Source organism: Yinghuangia sp. YIM S10712, assembly GCF_051388935.1.
GTDB lineage: Bacteria > Actinomycetota > Actinomycetes > Streptomycetales > Streptomycetaceae > Yinghuangia.
The window spans coordinates 137,436-155,343 of sequence record NZ_JBPKBI010000009.1 but is presented as its reverse complement, the minus strand read 5'-3'; the positions used below and the strand labels follow the sequence as shown (position 1 = coordinate 155,343).

The 17,908-nt window shown below is 70.7% G+C and carries 14 protein-coding genes; 5 read left to right on the top strand and 9 right to left on the bottom strand.

The annotated features are described in order from the left end of the window. Positions 1-2 precede the first annotated feature (2 nt). On the bottom strand, positions 3-2,264 hold the full coding sequence (recD2, locus tag ACRX5W_RS19775) for an SF1B family DNA helicase RecD2 (RefSeq protein WP_436789623.1): 2,262 nt from the start codon (positions 2,262-2,264) through the stop codon (positions 3-5). Positions 2,265-2,474: 210 nt separating this feature from the next. Further along, a complete protein-coding gene (locus ACRX5W_RS19770; RefSeq protein WP_436789538.1) occupies positions 2,475-3,335 on the bottom strand; it encodes an SCO6745 family protein in 861 nt (286 codons plus the stop codon). Positions 3,336-3,734: 399 nt separating this feature from the next. On the opposite strand from ACRX5W_RS19770, the gene ACRX5W_RS19765 reads away from it, so the two are divergent. The 3 genes from ACRX5W_RS19765 (at position 3,735) to ACRX5W_RS19755 (ending at position 7,122) form a co-directional block, all read left to right on the top strand. Then, positions 3,735-4,169, top strand: a complete 435-nt coding sequence (locus ACRX5W_RS19765) for a type II toxin-antitoxin system Rv0910 family toxin (RefSeq protein WP_436789537.1) — start codon at positions 3,735-3,737, stop codon at positions 4,167-4,169. Positions 4,170-4,381: 212 nt separating this feature from the next. Further along, the gene (locus ACRX5W_RS19760; protein WP_436789536.1) at positions 4,382-5,722 is read left to right on the top strand and encodes a M16 family metallopeptidase; all 1,341 of its coding nucleotides are present in this window, start codon (positions 4,382-4,384) and stop codon (positions 5,720-5,722) included. Then, complete coding sequence (locus ACRX5W_RS19755; RefSeq protein WP_436789535.1) at positions 5,719-7,122, top strand: M16 family metallopeptidase; 1,404 nt, start codon at positions 5,719-5,721, stop codon at positions 7,120-7,122. The genes ACRX5W_RS19760 and ACRX5W_RS19755 overlap by 4 nt, the downstream gene beginning before the upstream one ends. An 11-nt stretch (positions 7,123-7,133) precedes the next feature. Here ACRX5W_RS19755 and ACRX5W_RS19750 read toward each other — a convergent pair whose 3' ends face one another. Continuing rightward, positions 7,134-7,829: a hypothetical protein gene (locus ACRX5W_RS19750; protein WP_436789534.1), complete on the bottom strand. Its 696-nt coding sequence runs from the start codon at positions 7,827-7,829 to the stop codon at positions 7,134-7,136. Positions 7,830-7,863: 34 nt separating this feature from the next. Continuing rightward, on the bottom strand, positions 7,864-8,229 hold the full coding sequence (locus ACRX5W_RS19745) for an ankyrin repeat domain-containing protein (RefSeq protein WP_436789622.1): 366 nt from the start codon (positions 8,227-8,229) through the stop codon (positions 7,864-7,866). A gap of 157 nt (positions 8,230-8,386) precedes the next feature. On the opposite strand from ACRX5W_RS19745, the gene ACRX5W_RS19740 reads away from it, so the two are divergent. Beyond that, entirely contained in the window at positions 8,387-9,049 is a 663-nt protein-coding gene (locus ACRX5W_RS19740) for an O-methyltransferase (RefSeq protein WP_436789533.1), read from the top strand. A gap of 144 nt (positions 9,050-9,193) precedes the next feature. Here ACRX5W_RS19740 and ACRX5W_RS19735 read toward each other — a convergent pair whose 3' ends face one another. Together ACRX5W_RS19735 and ACRX5W_RS19730 are read right to left on the bottom strand one after the other, a co-directional pair. Next, positions 9,194-11,938 (bottom strand): hypothetical protein, encoded by a 2,745-nt coding sequence (locus tag ACRX5W_RS19735; protein ID WP_436789532.1) that lies wholly within the window; start codon positions 11,936-11,938, stop codon positions 9,194-9,196. Beyond that, positions 11,935-13,344, bottom strand: a complete 1,410-nt coding sequence (locus ACRX5W_RS19730; protein WP_436789531.1) for an SWIM zinc finger family protein — start codon at positions 13,342-13,344, stop codon at positions 11,935-11,937. Before ACRX5W_RS19730 ends, ACRX5W_RS19735 begins: the two co-directional genes overlap by 4 nt. Positions 13,345-13,774: 430 nt before the next feature. Here ACRX5W_RS19730 and ACRX5W_RS19725 point away from each other — a divergent pair, with 430 nt between their 5' ends. Next, positions 13,775-14,641, top strand: a complete 867-nt coding sequence (locus ACRX5W_RS19725) for a helix-turn-helix domain-containing protein (protein WP_436789530.1) — start codon at positions 13,775-13,777, stop codon at positions 14,639-14,641. Positions 14,642-14,847: 206 nt separating this feature from the next. Here ACRX5W_RS19725 and ACRX5W_RS19720 read toward each other — a convergent pair whose 3' ends face one another. From ACRX5W_RS19720 to ACRX5W_RS19710, 3 genes are all read right to left on the bottom strand, one after another. Then, complete coding sequence (locus ACRX5W_RS19720; protein WP_231774482.1) at positions 14,848-15,084, bottom strand: DUF397 domain-containing protein; 237 nt, start codon at positions 15,082-15,084, stop codon at positions 14,848-14,850. Between the two features lie 521 nt (positions 15,085-15,605). Further along, positions 15,606-16,064 (bottom strand): ATP-binding protein, encoded by a 459-nt coding sequence (locus tag ACRX5W_RS19715; protein WP_436789529.1) that lies wholly within the window; start codon positions 16,062-16,064, stop codon positions 15,606-15,608. 596 nt (positions 16,065-16,660) lie between these two features. Beyond that, positions 16,661-17,704 carry a hypothetical protein gene (locus ACRX5W_RS19710; protein ID WP_436789528.1) on the bottom strand — a complete coding sequence of 348 codons (1,044 nt, stop codon included), beginning with the start codon at positions 17,702-17,704 and terminating at the stop codon, positions 16,661-16,663. Positions 17,705-17,908 lie beyond the last annotated feature (204 nt).

Sequence of the window (17,908 nt, the reverse complement as noted above, 5' to 3'; positions counted from 1 at the left end):
GGTCAGCGGGTGCGGCCGAGGCGGTGGTCGAGGCCGGTCCAGCGCCTGCCCGCCGAGACCGTGCGTACGGCCTGGCCCAGCGCACGGCGTGAACCGACCAGCACCACGAGCTTCTTGGCGCGCGTGACGGCGGTGTAGAGCAGGTTGCGCTGGAGCATCATCCACGCGCTCGTGGTGAGGGGGACGACCACGGCCGGGTACTCGCTGCCCTGCGAGCGGTGGATCGTGACGGCGTAGGCGTGCGACAGCTCGTCGAGTTCGGTGAAGTCGTACGGGACTTCCTCGTCTTCCTCGGTCCGCACCATCAGCTTCTGGTCGTCGAGATTGATCGCGGTGACGACCCCGCCGGTGCCGTTGAACACACCGGACTCGCCCTTGTCGTAGTTGTTGCGGATCTGCGTGACCTTGTCGCCGACCCGGAACGCGCGTCCCCCGAAACGCTTTTCGGCAAGCCCGGGGCGGCTGGGGGTCAGCGCGTCCTGTAGAAGCTGGTTGAGCGCGCCCGCACCCGCCGGGCCGCGGTGCATCGGCGCGAGGACCTGGACGTCGCGGCGCGGGTCGAGTCCGAATCGGCGGGGGATCCGCTGCGCGACGACGTCGACGGTGAGCGCGGCGGCTTCCTCGGCTTCTTCCACGGGGAACAGGAAGAAGTCGGCGAGGCCGTCGGTGACCGGCGGACGGCCGGCGTTGATGCGGTGCGCGTTGGTGACCACGCCCGACTGCTGGGCCTGGCGGAAGATCTTGGTCAGCCGCACCCGGGGCAGGGGGTCGGCGGCCAGCATGTCGCGCAGCACCTCGCCGGCGCCCACGCTGGGGAGTTGGTCGACGTCGCCGACAAACAGCAGGTGCGCGCCCGGGGGTACGGCCTTGACGAGGCGGTTCGCGAGCAACAGGTCGAGCATGGACGCCTCGTCGACGACGACCAGGTCCGCGTCCAGGGGCCGGTCCTGGTCGTACGCCGCGTCGCCGCCGGGCCGCAGTTCGAGCAGGCGGTGCACGGTCGCGGCCTCGGCGCCGGTGAGTTCCGCCAGGCGCTTGGCCGCGCGCCCGGTGGGGGCCGCGAGGACGACCTTGGCCTTGCGCGCGCGGGCGAGTTCGACGACCGACCGCACGGTGAAGCTCTTGCCGCAGCCGGGCCCGCCGGTGAGCACCGCGACCTTCTCGGTCAACGCCAGCCTGACCGCGGCTTCCTGCTCGGGCGCGAGGTCCGTTCCGGTGCGCCCGCGCAGCCACGCGAGCGCCTTGGCCCAGTCCACGGTCGCGAACCCGGCCAGGCGGTCGTCGGGCGCCGCCAACAGCGCGCGCAGGCGTGCCGCGAGGGAGATTTCCGCCCGATGGAACGGCACGAGGTAGACCGCCTGGACGGGGTCGCCCTGCGAGCCGGACGGCGAGATCGGACCGGGCATCTCCTCGCGGACCACGCCTTCCTCCGCGACGAGTTCGTCCAGGCACGTGCGGACCAGATCGGCGGGGACGTCCAGTATCTTCACCGCGTCGTCGACGAGTTGGTCCTGCGGCAGGTAGCAGTTGCCGTTGTCGGCGCCCTCCGAAAGCGTGAACTGGAGGCCGGCTTTGACGCGCTGCGGGGAGTCGTGCGGTATTCCGACCGCTTGCGCGATGGCGTCCGCCGTCTTGAAGCCGATGCCCCACACGTCGGCGGCGAGGCGGTAGGGCTCGGTGCGCACCACCTCGATCGAGCGGTCGGCGTACTCCTTCCAGATGCGCACCGCGGGCGAGGTCGAGATCCCGATGCCCTGGAGGAAGACCATGACCTCCTTGATGGCCTTTTGTTCGACCCACGCCGCCGCGATCAGGTCGCGGCGCTTCGGCCCCAGGCCCGGCACCTCGATGAGGCGCTGCACGTCCTCCTCGATGACGTCGAGCGACGCGACGCCGAAGTGCTCCACGATGCGGTCGGCGATCTTCGGCCCGATGCCCTTGATGAGGCCGGACCCCAGGTAGCGCCGGATGCCCTGGACCGTCGCGGGCAGGACGGTCTCGTACGCGTCGACGAGGAACTGGCGGCCGTACTGCGGGTGACTTCCCCAACGGCCCCACAGCCGCAGCGACTCGCCGGGCTGTGCGCCCAGGAGGGGCCCGACGACGGTGAGCAGGTCGCCGAGGCCGCTGCCCCGGCCGGTGTCCACCCGCGCGACGGTCCAGCCGTTCTCGTCGTTCTGGTACGTGATCCGCTCCAGCACCGCCTCCAGGCGCGCGGGCGACGCCTGGGCACCGGCGGGCCGCTCCGTCCCCGCGGGCGGCATCGCTGCTGTCGATCGCGTACCGGCGTTCATGCGGGGAGGCTAGCCGGTCCGCCGGACACGCGGCCGTGGTCGGCCGGAGTCGGTGGGGTCGGTGGCACACGGTCGGGGTCGGTCGGAGTCGGTGGGTCGGTCGGGGAAGCAGAGCCGCGCCGAGTGCCCTGGCGCGGCTGCGGCCGTACTCCGCCCTTCCGTGGGCCGTCCCGCAGGGACTCAGGGGCGGGTCACGCCGATGGGGTTCGGCACCGGGATGGCGCCGGTGTCGATCAGGTGGCGGGCGAGGGGCACCGACAGCGCGACGGCCTCCTCGACGGCGTATTCGCCGAGCGCGCGCAGGGGTGCGGAGGCGAGCCGGTTGGTGGCTTCCTCGACGGCGATGCGCAGGGCCGTCCCCGACTCGGTGAGGTTGCCGTCGGTGTCGAGCACACCGCGTCCGATCAGCGTCACGAGGGCGCGCTCCCACTGCTCCTCGGTCCATCCGCGGCTGATCTGGAGACGGTGGCCGGGGGCAAGTCCGGTGGCGGCGTGGGTGATGGACGCCTGGAGCCCGTCGAGCCCGCGGTCGACGCACGCCAACACATGGCCGTCACCACGGTGTTCGCGCAGGACGGTGGCGGCGAGCCAGACGCGCAGGCGCGGCGGGGCGTCGTCCGGCAGGCGTACGCCGGACCATGCGGCGGCAAGCGGTCGTGCCCCGAAGTCGCATGCGGCAGCGGCGTGTTCGAGAAGCGTGGCGAGACGCGACAAATCCGCGTCGGGTGGCAGCGCCCGTTCGAGGGCGCGGTCGACCGACGCGAGCCGGGACTCCAGGACCTTCCGCGGAGGGGCGAAGTCCCACGCGTCCGGCAGCGCCCGTGCGACCTTTCCGGGGGCGAATCCGTAGAACATCGAGGTCACCGCCTCCGGCCCGACGGCCCCCAGCGGGGCGGCGCGGCCCGCGAAGTAGCTCATGAACCAGCCCTTGAGCCCGACTTCGGCCGCCGCGTCGGCGACCTCGGGCGCGAAGTAGACGATCGCGTGCAGGGGTTCGATCCCGGCCCACAGGCGCCGTGCCGGGTGTTCGTCGATGGTCATGTCGCCCCCATCCGGGCCTGCCGCCCGTCGCTCGTTACGGCCGTACACGCCGCGCCGCGAGCACGGCGGTGTCCTTCGGGCACACTACGCCGCCTCGCGGCCGGGTCTTCACGCCCCGTCGGATCAGGCTCGGTGCCGATGACGGAGCAGTCCTCACAGCACGACCGGGTCCGCTCCGGACGGCGGTAACGCCCGGTTGGATCGCACTCACCGACACCATTGACTGTGACAAGCATCGGCGATAGCTTCGCGGCACCCGGTCCCCTTCGGGGCCGCGCTCGTGCACCGTTCTCGTTCCGCCTGCGTCTGCGCCACCCACGTGTCACCACGTGTCACCAGCCACTGCGATCACCGCACGCGGCGGCACGCCCGCCCGTGCCGAGCAGAAGGACCATGCGCATGCCCGTGATCAACGAGCACATCGAGATCGCCGCCAAACCCGACGCGGTGTGGGCCCGACTCACCGACTTCGACGAGTACCACACGTGGATGACCCCCCATGTCGGGTTTCCGACGGGTGCCCCGGCCAAGCTCGAAGCCGGCGTGGAGTACGACGAGAAGATGAAGCTCATGGGCTTCCCGGCGGACATCAAGTGGACGATCAAGAACGTCGAGGAAGGCGTCCGCATCGACCTCGACGGCAAGGGCCCGATGGGCGTGAGCATGGTCGAGTCGTTCATCGTCGAGTCCGCGAAGGACGGAAACGCCACCGTCTTCCGGATCGAATCCGAGGTCAAGGGCGGCGCTGTCGCCATGATGGCCGGCAAGGTCACCAAGGCCACGCAGGAAGCGCTGGTCGAATCCCTCGGCAAATTCAAGGCGTTGTTCGCCTGACACTCCGCCGGTTCCGCCGACTTCCTTCACCGGACGGCCCTTTCAGCGGATGCCCACGTCCGCACGAGGTTTGCCGAACATCTCCGTCCCCGCACCGGCGGCCCTGCGACCTGCGATAATCGACCGTCAGTGATCCGTCACACGGTCGAGGTGGGTCCGCCGGCACGGGGCTCGGTGCCGCGCGTCCGGGCGCCACCGGGGAAGGACAAACCGTGCCCGCTGCGTTCCCGTGGCCCCTCCATCAGGCGACGCTGGGCAACGGCCTGCGTGTGGTGGTCAGTCCGGACCCGTCCGTCCCGCTCGCCGCGGTGAACCTGTGGTACGACGTCGGCGCGCGCCACGAGCCGCGCGGCAAGCACGGGTTCGCGCACCTCTTCGAGCACCTGATGTTCGAGGGCTCGGCGCACGTCGCCAAGAGCGAGCACTTCGCGCTGATCCAGTCGTGCGGCGGCGACGCGATCAACGCGTCCACCAACCCCGACCGCACGAACTACTACCAGACCGTGCCGTCCGGAAGCCTCGAACTCGCGCTGTGGCTCGAAGCCGACCGCATGGGCTCGCTCGCACTCACCCAGGAGACGCTGGACAACCAGCGCGAGGTCGTCAAGAACGAGCGGCGGCAGCGGTACGACAACGTGCCCTACGGCCGCTGGACCGAGGTCATGGTCGGCCTCGCCTACCCCGAAGGCCACCCCTACGCGCATTCGACGATCGGCTCGATGGCCGAGCTCGACAGCGCGTCCCTCGCCGACTTCACCGAGTTCCACGCCACGTACTACGCACCCGACAACGCCGTGTTGACCGTTGTCGGAGACGTCGAACCGGACCACGTCGTGGCCCTCGCCGAACGCTACTTCGGGCGCCTCCCGGCCCGCGGCTCCTTCCCCGCACCTCAACCGGAGCCGCTGCCCCGGCAGTTCGGTGCGGACCGGGCGGTCGCCGTCACCCTGACCGAGCAGGTCCCACTGCCCCGGGTGTTCCTGTGCCACCGCGGCCCCGCGTGGGGCACCGCCGACGCCCCGGCCATCGAGATCCTCACCACCGCGCTCGGCCGCGGACGGGGCTCGCGGCTCTACCGCACTCTGGTGACCGAGCGGCGACTCGCCCAGGCCGAGGGCGGCTTCATGGCCGCGTGGGGGCTCATGCACTACGCGTCGATGGTGATGGGGGCGTGCACACCGCGCGACGGGGTCGGCGCCGACGAGGTCGTGGCGGCGTACACCGCGGTCTGCGACGAGGTCGCGCGCGACGGTATCACCGCGCGCGAACTCGACCGGGCGCGGGCCGTGTTGACCGCCGACTGGCTGCGCGAGCTGGCGAACGTCAACGGCCGGGCCGATGCCATCGGGCAGTACGCGACCCACTTCGGCGACGCCGAGGCGATCCGCACGCGGGTCGAACTCCTCGACGCGGTGACCGAGGACGACGTACGCCGCGTCGCCGCCGACACCTTCCGGTCCGACAACCGCATCCGGCTCACCTACCTGCCCGAAGACGCCGCAGGCACCGGCCCGGACGCCGTGGCCCCGACCGACCAGGAGGACGCCGCGTGACCCTCGGACATCCGGACCACACAGAACCGGCCGACGCCCGCCCCGACGGCGGACTCCTCGTCGCGGAACGCCCGCCGGCGTCGCCTCCGCGCCCGTACGTCTTTCCCGAGGTACGCCGCCTGCACGTCGCCGGCGGCGAGGTCGTCGCCGCGCACCTGCCCGGCCGCGCGCTGGCGTGGGCCGGTCTGGTCCTGGAGGCGGGCGCGCTGCACGAACCGGCCGGACGCGAAGGGCTCGCCCGCGTCACCGGCGGCCTGCTCGACGAGGGCACCGCGAACTACACCGCGGACGAGTTTGCGCTCGCCGTCGAAGGCCTCGGCGCGCGCTGGACATGGACACACGACTGGGAGACGCAGGGCGTCGGCATCGACGTTCCCCTGGCCGGGCTCGAACGCGGCGTGGCCATGCTCGCCGAGGCGGTGCGCCGGCCGGCGTTCGCCGACGACGACGTCGAACGCTTCCTCGCCGATGTCGCGAGCTCCCTCAAGCACACCTGGGCGCAGCCCGGCACGCGGGCCCAAGAGGCTTATCGCCGACTGTTGTTCGGTGAGGAGAGCCGGTACGGCAGCCTCCTCGACGGCTCCCCCGCGTCCAACGCGGCCGTGACCGCCCACGACATCCGGGAGTTCCACGCCCGCCGTATGACCTCCCCCGGCACCTTGTTGGTCGCCGCCGATCTTGACGCGGTCGACCTGGCGGGCCTGGGCGAGGCGGTGTTCGCGGGCGCCGACGGACCCGACGACCGTGCGGCGGCCCCGCCGACGCCGCAGGACCCTTCCCAGGTGCGGGTGTTCGTGGTCGACCGGCCCGGCGCCGTGCAGTCGGTGCTGCGCATCGGCCACACCGCGCCGCCGCGTTCCACGCCGGACCTGGTCGCGATCGAGCTGTTCGCCGAGGTGTTGGGCGGGTCGTTCACGTCCCGGCTCAACCACACCCTGCGCGAGGTCAAGGGCTACACGTACGGTGCCGGTGCGGGTTTCGCGCACGGGCGCCGGGTCGGCACCTTCACCGTGGCGTCGTCCGTGCACACCGAAGTCACCGCCGACGCCGTCGCCGACGCTCTCGACGAGATCCGGCGCATGCACGAATCCGGGGTCACCGACGAGGAGTTCGAGACGACGCGGGCGCACGTGCTGGGCAGCATGCCGATCCGCCTGCAAACTCCGCGGGGCATCGGCGCACGGTTGCGGGAGGCGGTCGTCCACGGACTGCCGGACGACCATGTGACGTGCGAGTACGCCGACTTCGTGGCCGCGAACGCCGTGGAGGCCAACCGGGCTGCGGCGACGTATCTGCGTCCGGACGCCCTGACCGTGGTCGTGGAGGGCGACGCGGCCCGCGTGGTGCCCGATCTGGAGGGCAAAGGCTTCGGCGTACAGCGCGACTTCGCCGCACACTGACCGGGGGCGGATCACTCGCCCGGCGCGTTGCGCACGTACTCCTGCCGGTAGGCACTCCACACCGCCGGCCCCAGGTCGTGCGCGACGCTCGGCGGCAACGGCCAGATGGGCCCCTGGAGTTCGCACAACACCACATGTTTGCCCTCGCCCGCGTCGAACCACCGGACGCCGACCGCCCCGACCGCCGGCAGCAGCTCCGGCACCGCCTCGGACTCCAACCAGCGCTCCACAGCCGACGTTTCGCCGCCGACCGCGAGGTGCAGCAGTTTGTCGCCCGCCGGAAAGAGCCGGGCGATCGACACGGACGGCCAGCGCCGCCGCTCGCGGCACACCAGGCGGGTGCCGTTGAGTTCGTCCACCAACTGGCTGGGCGTGGCACCGTCGTTCGCCGCCAGGAGGCGGAACTCCGCCGAGTCGAGAACCGCGGGGTGCTTGAGGTCGTACAACGTCAGGAACCGCGCGGGATCGGGAAGTTGCTCGCCCTGGTCGGGCCGGGCGGACTCGCCGGCCGCGAAGGCTCCGGCGAGCTCGAAGCGGCGGACCCGGCGGATCCCCGGCACCCGGAGCACCAGTCCGTGGTAGCGGTAGCTCCAGGGCGTGAAGGAACCGTCGGTCGCGATGGGCAGATCGGAGCGTACGTGGAGGAGCCCCGCACCGAACTCGAAGCGCGTGAGGCTGTCCCACGCACCCGGCTCGCTTCCGCCCATCGCTTCCGCCTCCCCGCCCCCCGGCGAAGGCGGTTTACCCGGCGGGACGCGAAAGCATGTCCTCTTTGCCGAAGTAGCGGGCGGTTTCGGCAGCGGACGGGCGGCCGGCGTGCGGGTCGGCTCCGGCGTCCAGCAGCGCCCGGACGATCTCCGGCTGGTTCTTGAACACGGCCCCGGACAGCGGCGTCATGCCCTTGGCGTTCGCACGATTGGGGTCGGCGCCGCGCCCCAGGAGGACCTCCACGGTCGCCAGGTGCCCGTGGTACGTGGACAGCATCAGCAGCGTGTCGCCCGCCTGGTTCGCGGTGTCCACGGGCAGCCCTGCGTCCACATAGCTCGCCAGCATCTCGGCGTCCCCGCCCCGGGCCGCGGCGAAGACCCGCGCGGCCAGTTCCTGCATCGCCGCTTCGTCGGTGTCGTCGGCCTGAGACCGGTTCGACGGCTCGGGCTGGTCGGGCGTGTTGTGTGTGTCAGTCATGGTCGCTTCCTGTCCTTCGGCGATTCGATGCGGTCGGACTCTGGCAGGATCGGCCCACGACCTTCTGCTGAGGAGCGCCATGGCGTCGTCGAAGACCGTTCCGATGAGCGAAGAGCTCTACTCGTACATCCTCGACCACTCGACTCCCCCGGACTCGGTCCAGCAGGACCTGATCGAACGCACCCACGCGTCACTCGGGCCCAGCGCGGTCATGCAGATCCCTCCCGAGCAGGGCACCCTGCTCACCCTACTGACCAAGCTCATCGCCCCGCGCTTCGCGGTCGAGATCGGCACCTTCACCGGCTACTCGGCCCTCGCCATCGCCCGCGGCCTCCCGGACGGCGGCAGGCTGCTGTGCTGCGACGTGTCCGAGGAATGGACGCGCACCGCCCGTGAGGCGTGGCTCGCCGCCGGTGTCACAGACCGCATCGAGCTCCGCATCGCACCGGCGATCGAGACCCTCGACAGCCTCAAGTCGTCCCCGCACATCGACCTGGCCTTCATCGACGCCGACAAAGGCGGCTACATCGGCTACTGGGAGGCGCTCGTCCCCCGGATGCGCCCGGGCGGCCTGATCCTGGCCGACAACGTCCTCTACAGCGGAGACGTGGTCAAGGCCGACCGCTCCGGCCCTGCCGAGGCGATCCACCGCTTCAACGAGCACGTCCGCGCCGACCCGCGCGTCGAGGCCGTCGTCCTCCCGATCGCCGACGGTCTGACTTTCGCCCGAGTGCGCGACTAGGTTGCGTCGCCGCCCCCGTGCCGCGGCCGTCCCGCAGGACCGGAGACGGCTTCGTCACGGGGGCGCGAACGACCGGGTCCAAGCCGCGGTCCCGCCGCCGGGTCGAACGCCGTCGCGTCGACCCGCCGCGCGGGGCACCCCTGGTCACGCCCCCGACAGCACCGTGTGCAGGCGCCGCGCCTCGACGGCGACGCGCGAGGAACCCTTCGGGGTCGCATACCGCTCCAAACCCTCCAAGGCGCCGCGGGCACCCGCGCGCGAGGCGCACTCGGCGGCGAGCCCCACGAGGTCGCCCAGACGCGTCACCTTCGCATCGCCGGTGAACAGCTCCGGCAACAGACCGGTCATGACCTGCCAGACGGCCGCGTGCGCCCCCGTGTCCACGGCCTGGCGCAGCGAGTCGTGCAGGCGGTTCGCCTTCGCGTGCCCGAGTCGGGTCAGGTCGGCGACGGCGACACCGACCGCACCCGCGTCCCAGGCGTCGTCGCGGGACGCCATCGTGACGAAGGCGTCGGTGGCGGCCATCCGGTCCTCGGCCGTGCGGGCGACGAGGCCGTAGGCGAGTGCCGTCGCCAGGCCGTCGCCGGCCGGCCCGTCGGCTTCCGCGAGGTACGGCAGCGCTTCGCAGCCGCCCTGGCTCCCCGCCGGAGCACACATGAGCGCGGAGATCATGTGCGCGGCGACGACATCGCGGTGGCCGGGCATGACCATCGGCCAGCATCGGATGTCCAAGTGCCACTCGTGGAAGAACCCGCTGTCGAAGGCCCGCCCCACGTTGTCCACGTCGAACAGGCAGGGCGCCAGCAAGCCGCTTGCGAACGGCTCGGGGACGGAGCCGATGTCCGCGACGCGGTAGTGCTCGGCGTCGACGCTCGGGTCACGGCGCTCCCAGAGCCCCAGCGGACGTCGGCCGTGCCCGGGCGTCACCTTCGGGTCGAGCACGCCGCCGGACACCATGACCTCCCAGGCCGTCGTGCCGGCCGGGGACGACAACCTGCCGGCGCGGGCGACCACATCCGGGTCGAGGTCGCGGGGCAGGCGCAGCAGCGCCTGCTCGAAATCGGCGGCCCACGGCGTGCGCCCCGACGCCTCGTACTCTTCGAGCTCGCGGACGAACCGGGCGGGGTCGACGCAGCCGGCGGCCGTGGCCGGGCGGGCCAGGTGCGGGCCGGGGCGGGGCGTACGCAGCCGCTGGGCGATCTCGTGCAGCCGCGTCATCAGGGCCCGTTGCGGGCCGCTCAGAGTGCTCGGGAACTTCGGGGCCGGCGCGCCCTTTCCGAAGAGGCCGCGGAACCATCCCTGGCCGCCGCCCTGCCCGCACGCGGCCCGAAGGATGTGGCACATGGCGGAGCGGACCTCGGTGGGCGCGTCGCCCCGCGAAGCGCGGTACTGGTGGACCACCGGATCGAAGCGATCCGCCGTCGGCCCCAGGGCTGCCGCGAGTGCCTCGCGGTCGCGTGCGCTCTCCCGCAGCACGGCGGTGACGAGGCGTTCGACCGACCACGGATCGGTCGGCGCGGCCTGCGACCACCAGTCGCCGCTCGACCGGCCGGTGATCGTCGCGGCGAACTCCTCGGCCAGCTCGTCCAACGAACCGATTTCGTCCGGGAGTTCGCGTGGTACGAAAGGCGGAGGGCCGGGAGCCTCGACCGATACGGCCGCCGGCTCCTCGCCGAGCAATGCCGCGGCCTCCATGCGCGCGGGACCGCCGAGCATGTCCAGGGACGCCCGCAACTCGGCCCGTACCGAAACGGTCTGATCATCCGTCAGCTTGGGCAGGTGCCGCGCCAGGCATTTGAGGGCCCGGTCGTGCAGGTCGGCGGCGCTCTGCGTGAAGACCGAGGTCGCCGCCGCGAGCAGTTCCCCCGCCTGGCCGCGGTGCCGAGGGACCGCCTTGTCGAGCCACGTGAACTGCGCGCGCACCAGCTTCTTCTCGGGTCGGAACAGCACCGAGCGGGTGGCCTCGACGACCTGATCCGCCGACAACCTGCCTGCGTCGTCCAGCCGCCGCAGGGCGGCCTGGGCGATCTGGGCCACGGTCGAAGGAGCGTCCGGCAGCAGGCGCAGAAACGTTACGGTACGCGCGGCGACCTCGTCGTCGGTGACCGCGAGCGCCTGGTACACGCGAACGAACCCCCGGGCGTCGGCCGCGGGTACGCCGCGCAGCAGCCGCGACAGGCAGGCGTCCACCACGGTCGCACGGTCGATTCCGTCGCTGCGTACGAGACTGGCCACGGCGTGCGCCCACTGCGCCTCGGGGCGGTCGTCGCGCCACCGGTCGTTGTTGTCGATGCGCCGGCCGATCTCGTCGACCTCGAAGAGCAGCAGCAACATCGCGGGCGTGTAGGGGTCGGCGTGCAGCAGTTGCACCAGGTGCGCGGCGGACCTGTCGAAAGTGTGGCCGTCGAACCACCCGCGTACGTAGTGCGCGTTGGTCGGCGGCGGCAGTTTCTGCTCGCGGAAGAGCTGGTCGACGAGGGCCCATTCGTCCTGGTCCGCGGTGTCCGAGAGCCGGTCGGCCAGCCTGCGCGCGATGTCGGGCAGCCACGTGGCGGGCCGGATCGCGAGAGCTTGCACGACACGGTCGCGCACCCACGGTTCACGGCCGGTGCGCAGTCCCGCGCGCGAGAGCCACTGGGCGATCGCGCCGGGCCCGCCGAGGCATGCGGCGCCGCTCACCTTGAGCAGCGCGCGGTCGGCGGTCACCTGCTCCCACCGGAGCCAGTCCTCGTCGCGCTCTTTGAGGTGCGCCCTGATGTCGGGGACGAGTGCGCGGCGTTCCTCTTCGGTGTGCTCGGCGAGGAGGGACACCATCGCTATGCTGCCGCGTTGCCGGTGGACGTCGAGAACCTTGGCCCAGGTGAGTTCCCCGGTGGATGTGTCGGTCATCGCGTCGCACCCGCCGCCTCGGCCGACGCGGTTCCGGGAGTCGCCGCGCCCGATTCGCGGCGCGCGTATATCTGCGCGGCGAGCACGTGCTTGCACGGCCCGCGTCCGCCCCGGTGCTTGGCCCACCACTCGCAGGTGCACGTCCCGTCCTCGTGCAACCGCACGTGGTATGAGGCCGTCGTGCCCACCACCCGGAAGCGTTCGCCGTCGGGGGTCACGTCGCGGCGGTCGACGATCGCGCGGGCGTCCCGCAGGCGCGGGTTCATGCGCTCGGCTCGGCCGCTGTCATAGGGGAGTTCGCGGTGGAAGTACGCCGCCTCCGAGACGTCGTAGCCGATGCGGCCGGCGGTACCGAGGAGGACCAGGGCCGCGCGGACGCGTCCGGGGGTCAGCCCGCCCTCGCGCGCGAGGTCGCCGACCTCGACGCGGGGTTCCCACGCGAGCAGCGCGGCGATCAGGTCGGCGTCGGCCGCGGCCTCGTCGGCGGCCAGGTCGCCGAGCACGGCTCCTTCACCCGAGAAACCGCGTGCCGGGTCCGGGGAGAGCGTCAATGTCAGGCGCATTCCCGGCAGTTCGATCTCCCACGCGGACGCGACGGCGGCGGCCCCGCCGATGCCGCCGGCGGTGACGGCTGGGCCGTATATACGAAGTGCCTTGGCGTGCCGCAGGATTCGGTTCAGAGCCCGCAGCCGGTCGGGGCCCGCGAGGCACACCGCGCCGGGAGCAGGGCCGGGCGAGACTCGGAGCGTACGGCCGAACGGGCGTACCCACAGCACTTGGCGTCCGTTGCGGGGCAGTGCGCGCAGGAAACGCACGGCCTCCACCGCGGGGATTTCGGCACGCAGGTCGAACCGCGACGCGATCACCTGGACTTCGGCGAAGCCACGGAGCCAGCGGTCGGGCAGCGGCACCTTCTTCTCCACCACGGGCCCGTCGAAGGTGGTGACCGTGACGTCGTCGGGGCCGACCGCCACGTGCAGCGGGTCCGTGGCGCCGACCATGGCCAGCGCCGCGCGCAGCGGTGCGTTGACATCGACGTTCGTGGTGCCGGTGCCGAGCATGTCGCCGTCGATGCCCGGCGGCAGCACGTCGAGGCGGGCGTACACGCCGCCGCAGCCGCTGAAGGACTCGAAGCGCAGCCGGTCGCCGTTGCCGGTGACCACGGGGTCGAGCCAAGCGCGGTTCTGCGGCTGGTGGTACCGGGTCGCGGCGACGTCGGCGACCGCGAGCAGCCCGCCGGCCGCGGCCTCCGGCGCGGTGAGGAATCCGGAGAAGAAGCGTGGGAACGGTGTGAGTCCGTGGGACGTGAGGCCGCCGCACGTCTCCAGGGACAGTTGCGGGGTGCCCTCGTGCGTGTGCAACGCCGAGGCACGCAGATACGTGAAGGATTGGACGCTGGACGACATGGCGTCAACGTACGGCGGTGTACCGACACCGGACCGTGCGTACCGCGCACCGGGCCTGGCCCCGATCTCGCCCGGGTTTCCCCCGATTTCCAGCCACCGCGCTCGGACTCGCCTGAAGCGGAAGGCTGTTCGCCGGATGTCGCCGCGAGGACGCTTATTACAAGCGGGAGTTGCAACTTCGTCGTCCGGCCGGAGAAGATGCCTCGGGATGGCGGCACAACTTTTCGACCCGGCGGTGCGTCTCACAAAGCGGCCAACAATGTGCCACGGAGAGTACCGGGATCGACACACCGTCAGCTCGGTGCTCTCGTACCGTGATCGACGGGCGTAGCAAGATGGCGTGAAGCAACCGTTGATCGTGCGTTTCGGGGGACACGCACGATGGCGCTGTCATACTATGCGCTGGTCCATTCTGCCGGAGGTAGGACGTATGCCCACAGCGCAGCCGGGGAGCGGCTCGACGGTTCGCCGTATTCTCCTCGGTTCCCAACTCCGCCGCCTGCGCGAGGCCAAAGGCATTTCGCGCGAGGAGGCAGGGTATGAGATCCGCGCCTCCGAATCGAAGATCAGTCGAATGGAGCTGGGTCGTGTCAGCTTCAAAGACCGCGATGTGGCGGACCTGCTGACCATGTACGGCGTGACGGACGAAACGGAGCGCGAGGCGCTGCTGAACCTGACCCGGGAGGCGAACGCTACGGGCTGGTGGCACAGTTACGGTGACATCCTGCCGAGCTGGTTCCAGGTATATGTGGGCCTGGAAGAAGCGGCGTCGGTCATCCGTACGTACGAAGTGCAATTTGTTCCGGGGCTGTTGCAGACCCCGGACTACGCGAGAGCCGTCATCGTCGCCGGGCAGCCGAACGCGTCCGCGGCCGAGGTCGAGCGCCGGGTGGGGTTGCGCACGCAGCGGCAGCTCATCCTGAACCGCGAGCGTCCGCCGCGTCTTTGGGCGGTCCTCGACGAGGCGGCCCTACGACGGCCGATAGGCGGGCGCGACGTGATGCGCGGTCAGATCCAGCACCTGATCGACTCGGCGGCCCACTCGCACGTGACGATCCAGGTGATGCCGTTCCGCTTCGGCGCGCACGCCGCGGAGGGCGGCCCGTTCACGCTGCTGCGTTTCCCGGAGCCGGACCTGCCGGACGTCGTGTACCTCGAACAGTTGACCAGTGCGCTGTACCTCGACAAGCGCGACGACGTCGACCAGTACACCGAGGTGATGGAGCGTCTCAGCGTCGACGGCCTGCCGCCGGACCGCAGTGTGGACCTGCTCGGCCGGATCCTCAAGGAGACCTGATCACGGTTGATCCCCTGGTCCGCAGGGCGGTGCCGTGCGGAGCAGGGGGTCAACCGTGGCGTCCTACCGGAATGTCGGTCGCCGCTTCGGGCCGACGACCAGGTGGGGCCGCGTCGCGCGGGGCGTCGGCGCGGCCCGATCGCGGTGCCTGGCGCGATGGTCGTCGGACCTCTCCGGCGAACGGTCCGGGGTGACCTCAGGCGGTCTCAGGCGATGAGGTTGTCGAAGTCACCGTCTTTGGCCCCGAGGATCAGGGCCACGATCTCGGCGCGGGTGTAGATCAGCGCGGGCCCTTCCGGGTACCGCGAGTTGCGCACGGCTATGTCTCCGCCGGGAAGCGCGGCCATCTCGACGCAGTTGCCCTGCGAGTTGCTGCGTCGACTCTTCTGCCACGTCACCCCGTGCAAAGACTCGGCCGGCATCCCGTTGTGCGTTCCGTGCATGACTTGTCTCCTGGACCTCTTGCCGGGCGAACCGGCGACGATTGCCCACCCCCGGTGGTACCACCTGTGCCGTTCGTCGCGTCCGGCGCCACACCCGCGGCGTTTCCCCGAGAGGTCAAGCCACGTGCCCGGCAACCGGCCACCGTGTCCCGCTGTTTGTATCTGCACGTGCATCAGACCATGCAAATGCAGCGTACGAGGCGATGATAGCGCACGCCCCCGAGCGGTCACACAGCGTCCGGGGCCCTTAAATCGGCGATTACCGCGGCCCCCTGAGAAAGGGTTGAGAAACGTCCCCGCGATTGCGGCGGAAATCGTTCACAACGATCAGCGGTCAGCAAATCGCCCAAAGCCGGGCAGGCATTCGGGACATTCGCCGCGGGCGGTTGTCGAATTTTCCGGACGGGCCTTGCCGAAGAATCGGTGAATAACAGCGGAACGGCTCGGCGAGTTGCCGTCCGTATACGTTCGGGAAGCACGGTGGGTTGCCGTACTTCCCTACTCCGCTGACATTTCTTCGACTATTGCCCGGGCACCTGGAACATCGCCCAGACGACTTTCCCGCCGCGCCCGGCGACACCGGCCAACGGAAACCAGCCCCATGAACTGCTGAAGCATTCGACGATATGCAGCCCGCGGCCGGTCTCGGCGCCGTCGCCGGCATCCTGCGGCGTCGGCAGGCCGTCTCCCGGATCCTGGACCGCGCACATCACCCGGGAACCCTTGCGCAGCAACGCGAGTTGCACCGGATGCCCTGCGGGGCGGCCGTCGCACTCGTCGTCCGTCCGCGGCCCGCCGACACCGTGGCAGAGGGCATTGGTGACCAGCTCGGAGACCACGAGCGAGAGATCGTCGAACAACTCGGCGACGCCCCAACGCGCCAGCGTGTCGCGCCCGAAATCCCGCGCTGCCTTGACCGACCCGCGCTGTGGCGCGAGTGCGCGCACGGCGATGTCGGTGATGGCCCCGCGTTCGGCCATCGGGGAATCCCCACCCGACGGATCAACTTGGAAAAGCGTTGCCACGGAGAATCCCGTGGCGCTGACGGCAGTCACGCGCACCTCCGGTCGGGCCGCAGACTCGGACGCGCCACCCGCGTCCTCAGTAAGCGCACCGAGCCCGATCCGGTGCCGCGGTGGGGACAACTGGCCACCGTCATGCCTCCCGCGAATCGAACCGGCCCGTCGATGCGTATCCACGCACTTACCACCTTGCGCGTGCACCCTGTTCATTATGTCGATGCTCACGGCGTGTGCAAGACCAGATGCACGTGCAGTCTCGATTTATGCAGCTGCAAGCCTCGGATGCACGTGCATCCTCAAGTTGCACGCGGCAAATCAGCCTCGTTTAATGCCAGATATCCGATTTGGCGTCGAGTGGCGTCCGTCACACTGTGTAGGTACCGGTGCTTGTGCGTCCCTTACCGGTGTCCAACTCGCGCGGTCACATCCGATCAACGCGACGGGCGGTCCCGCAGGAAGTGCGGGACCGCCCGTCGGCGCCTCGTACTCAGCACCGGCAGGGCGCGGGGAGGGCGGGCCGCGCCTGCGCTTGAGCCGGGACCGGCCTCGGTGGGTCAGACGGGAGTCGGGGTCTCCCTCGACACCGTGGGCTCGGTGGGTGCGTCGCCCTCGCGGCGTCCCGGCGCAAGCAGCGCGGCGCCGGCCACGACGATGAGGCCGATGCCGGGAATCAGCAGGTACCAGGGCACCTGGCTGACCGGGGTGTCGGCGCTGGGGATGCTGTCGGCGTGCTTGAACGACTCGACGTTGGAACCGATGTCCTCGATCAGGCCGTCGAAGCGCGCGAGGATCCGCTGCGTCTGCGGAAGGCCCTTGCCGACGGCGGGGTAGTCCGCCGACAGCTTCGCGGTGTACTGCTCGGTGCTCACGCCGGCGGCGGTCGCCAGGAACGGGATGGTCTCCCCCTGCATCTGCGTGGCGAACGCTTCGAGCGTGTTCATGTCGGCCCGCATCTGCTGGTACCGCTCCTCGGTGAACGTGGGGCGGAAGGCATCGAACATCTTCTCCGCGGCCTTGGTCTTGCCGATCTGGTCGGTCGCGAACGTGCCGACCACCAGGACCGCCCCGATCGCCGCGGCGGTGGCGAGTGCGATCGTCGGGATCGCCGAACGCCGGCCGCGGATCGAGAAGAACAGCCCCACGCCGCCGACGACGACCAGGAGGATGCCGGGCACCAGGAAGAGATACGTCACCGCGGTGTTCGGCACATGGGCGGTCGGAATCTCGTCCGCCTCACGGAAGTTGGAGCCCTGCTGCTCCATGACCCCGACGGTCTCCTCGAAGCGGGGCATGATCGTGCCTACTTCGCTTAGGCCCTTGCCGACACTCGGGAACCGTGCGCCCAGGAGGAGCTTGAGCTGGTCCGGCGACACTCCTCTGGCCGCCGCAAGATCGGGCAGCGTCTCCGCCTGCAACTGCTGGAGCATCAGCTCCATGGTCACCAGGTCGTCCCGGCTGGTCTTGATCCCTTCCTCGGACATCGCGTCGCGGAAGGTGTCCTGCACGTTGTCGACGCCCTGGGTCTTCTCGGGCAGGCCGTCCGCCAGCGGGAAGACGATCAAGCCCACCCCCAGCAGCAACACCAGCGCCAATGCCACGCGGCGGAACCTCAGCACTACCGATCTCCCTTCACTCGCCACGGCGTCGCCTGCACCGACTCGTCGGCAGTCGACCGAGTCCGATCACCGCAGGAGCGTTCCGTTTTCGGATATGTCCCTCGCGCCGGTGATCCTCTCAAGAGGAGACTGGCCAGTAACCTACCAGCGAGTAATGTAACGCGATCGAGACCTTCCCCTCGGAGC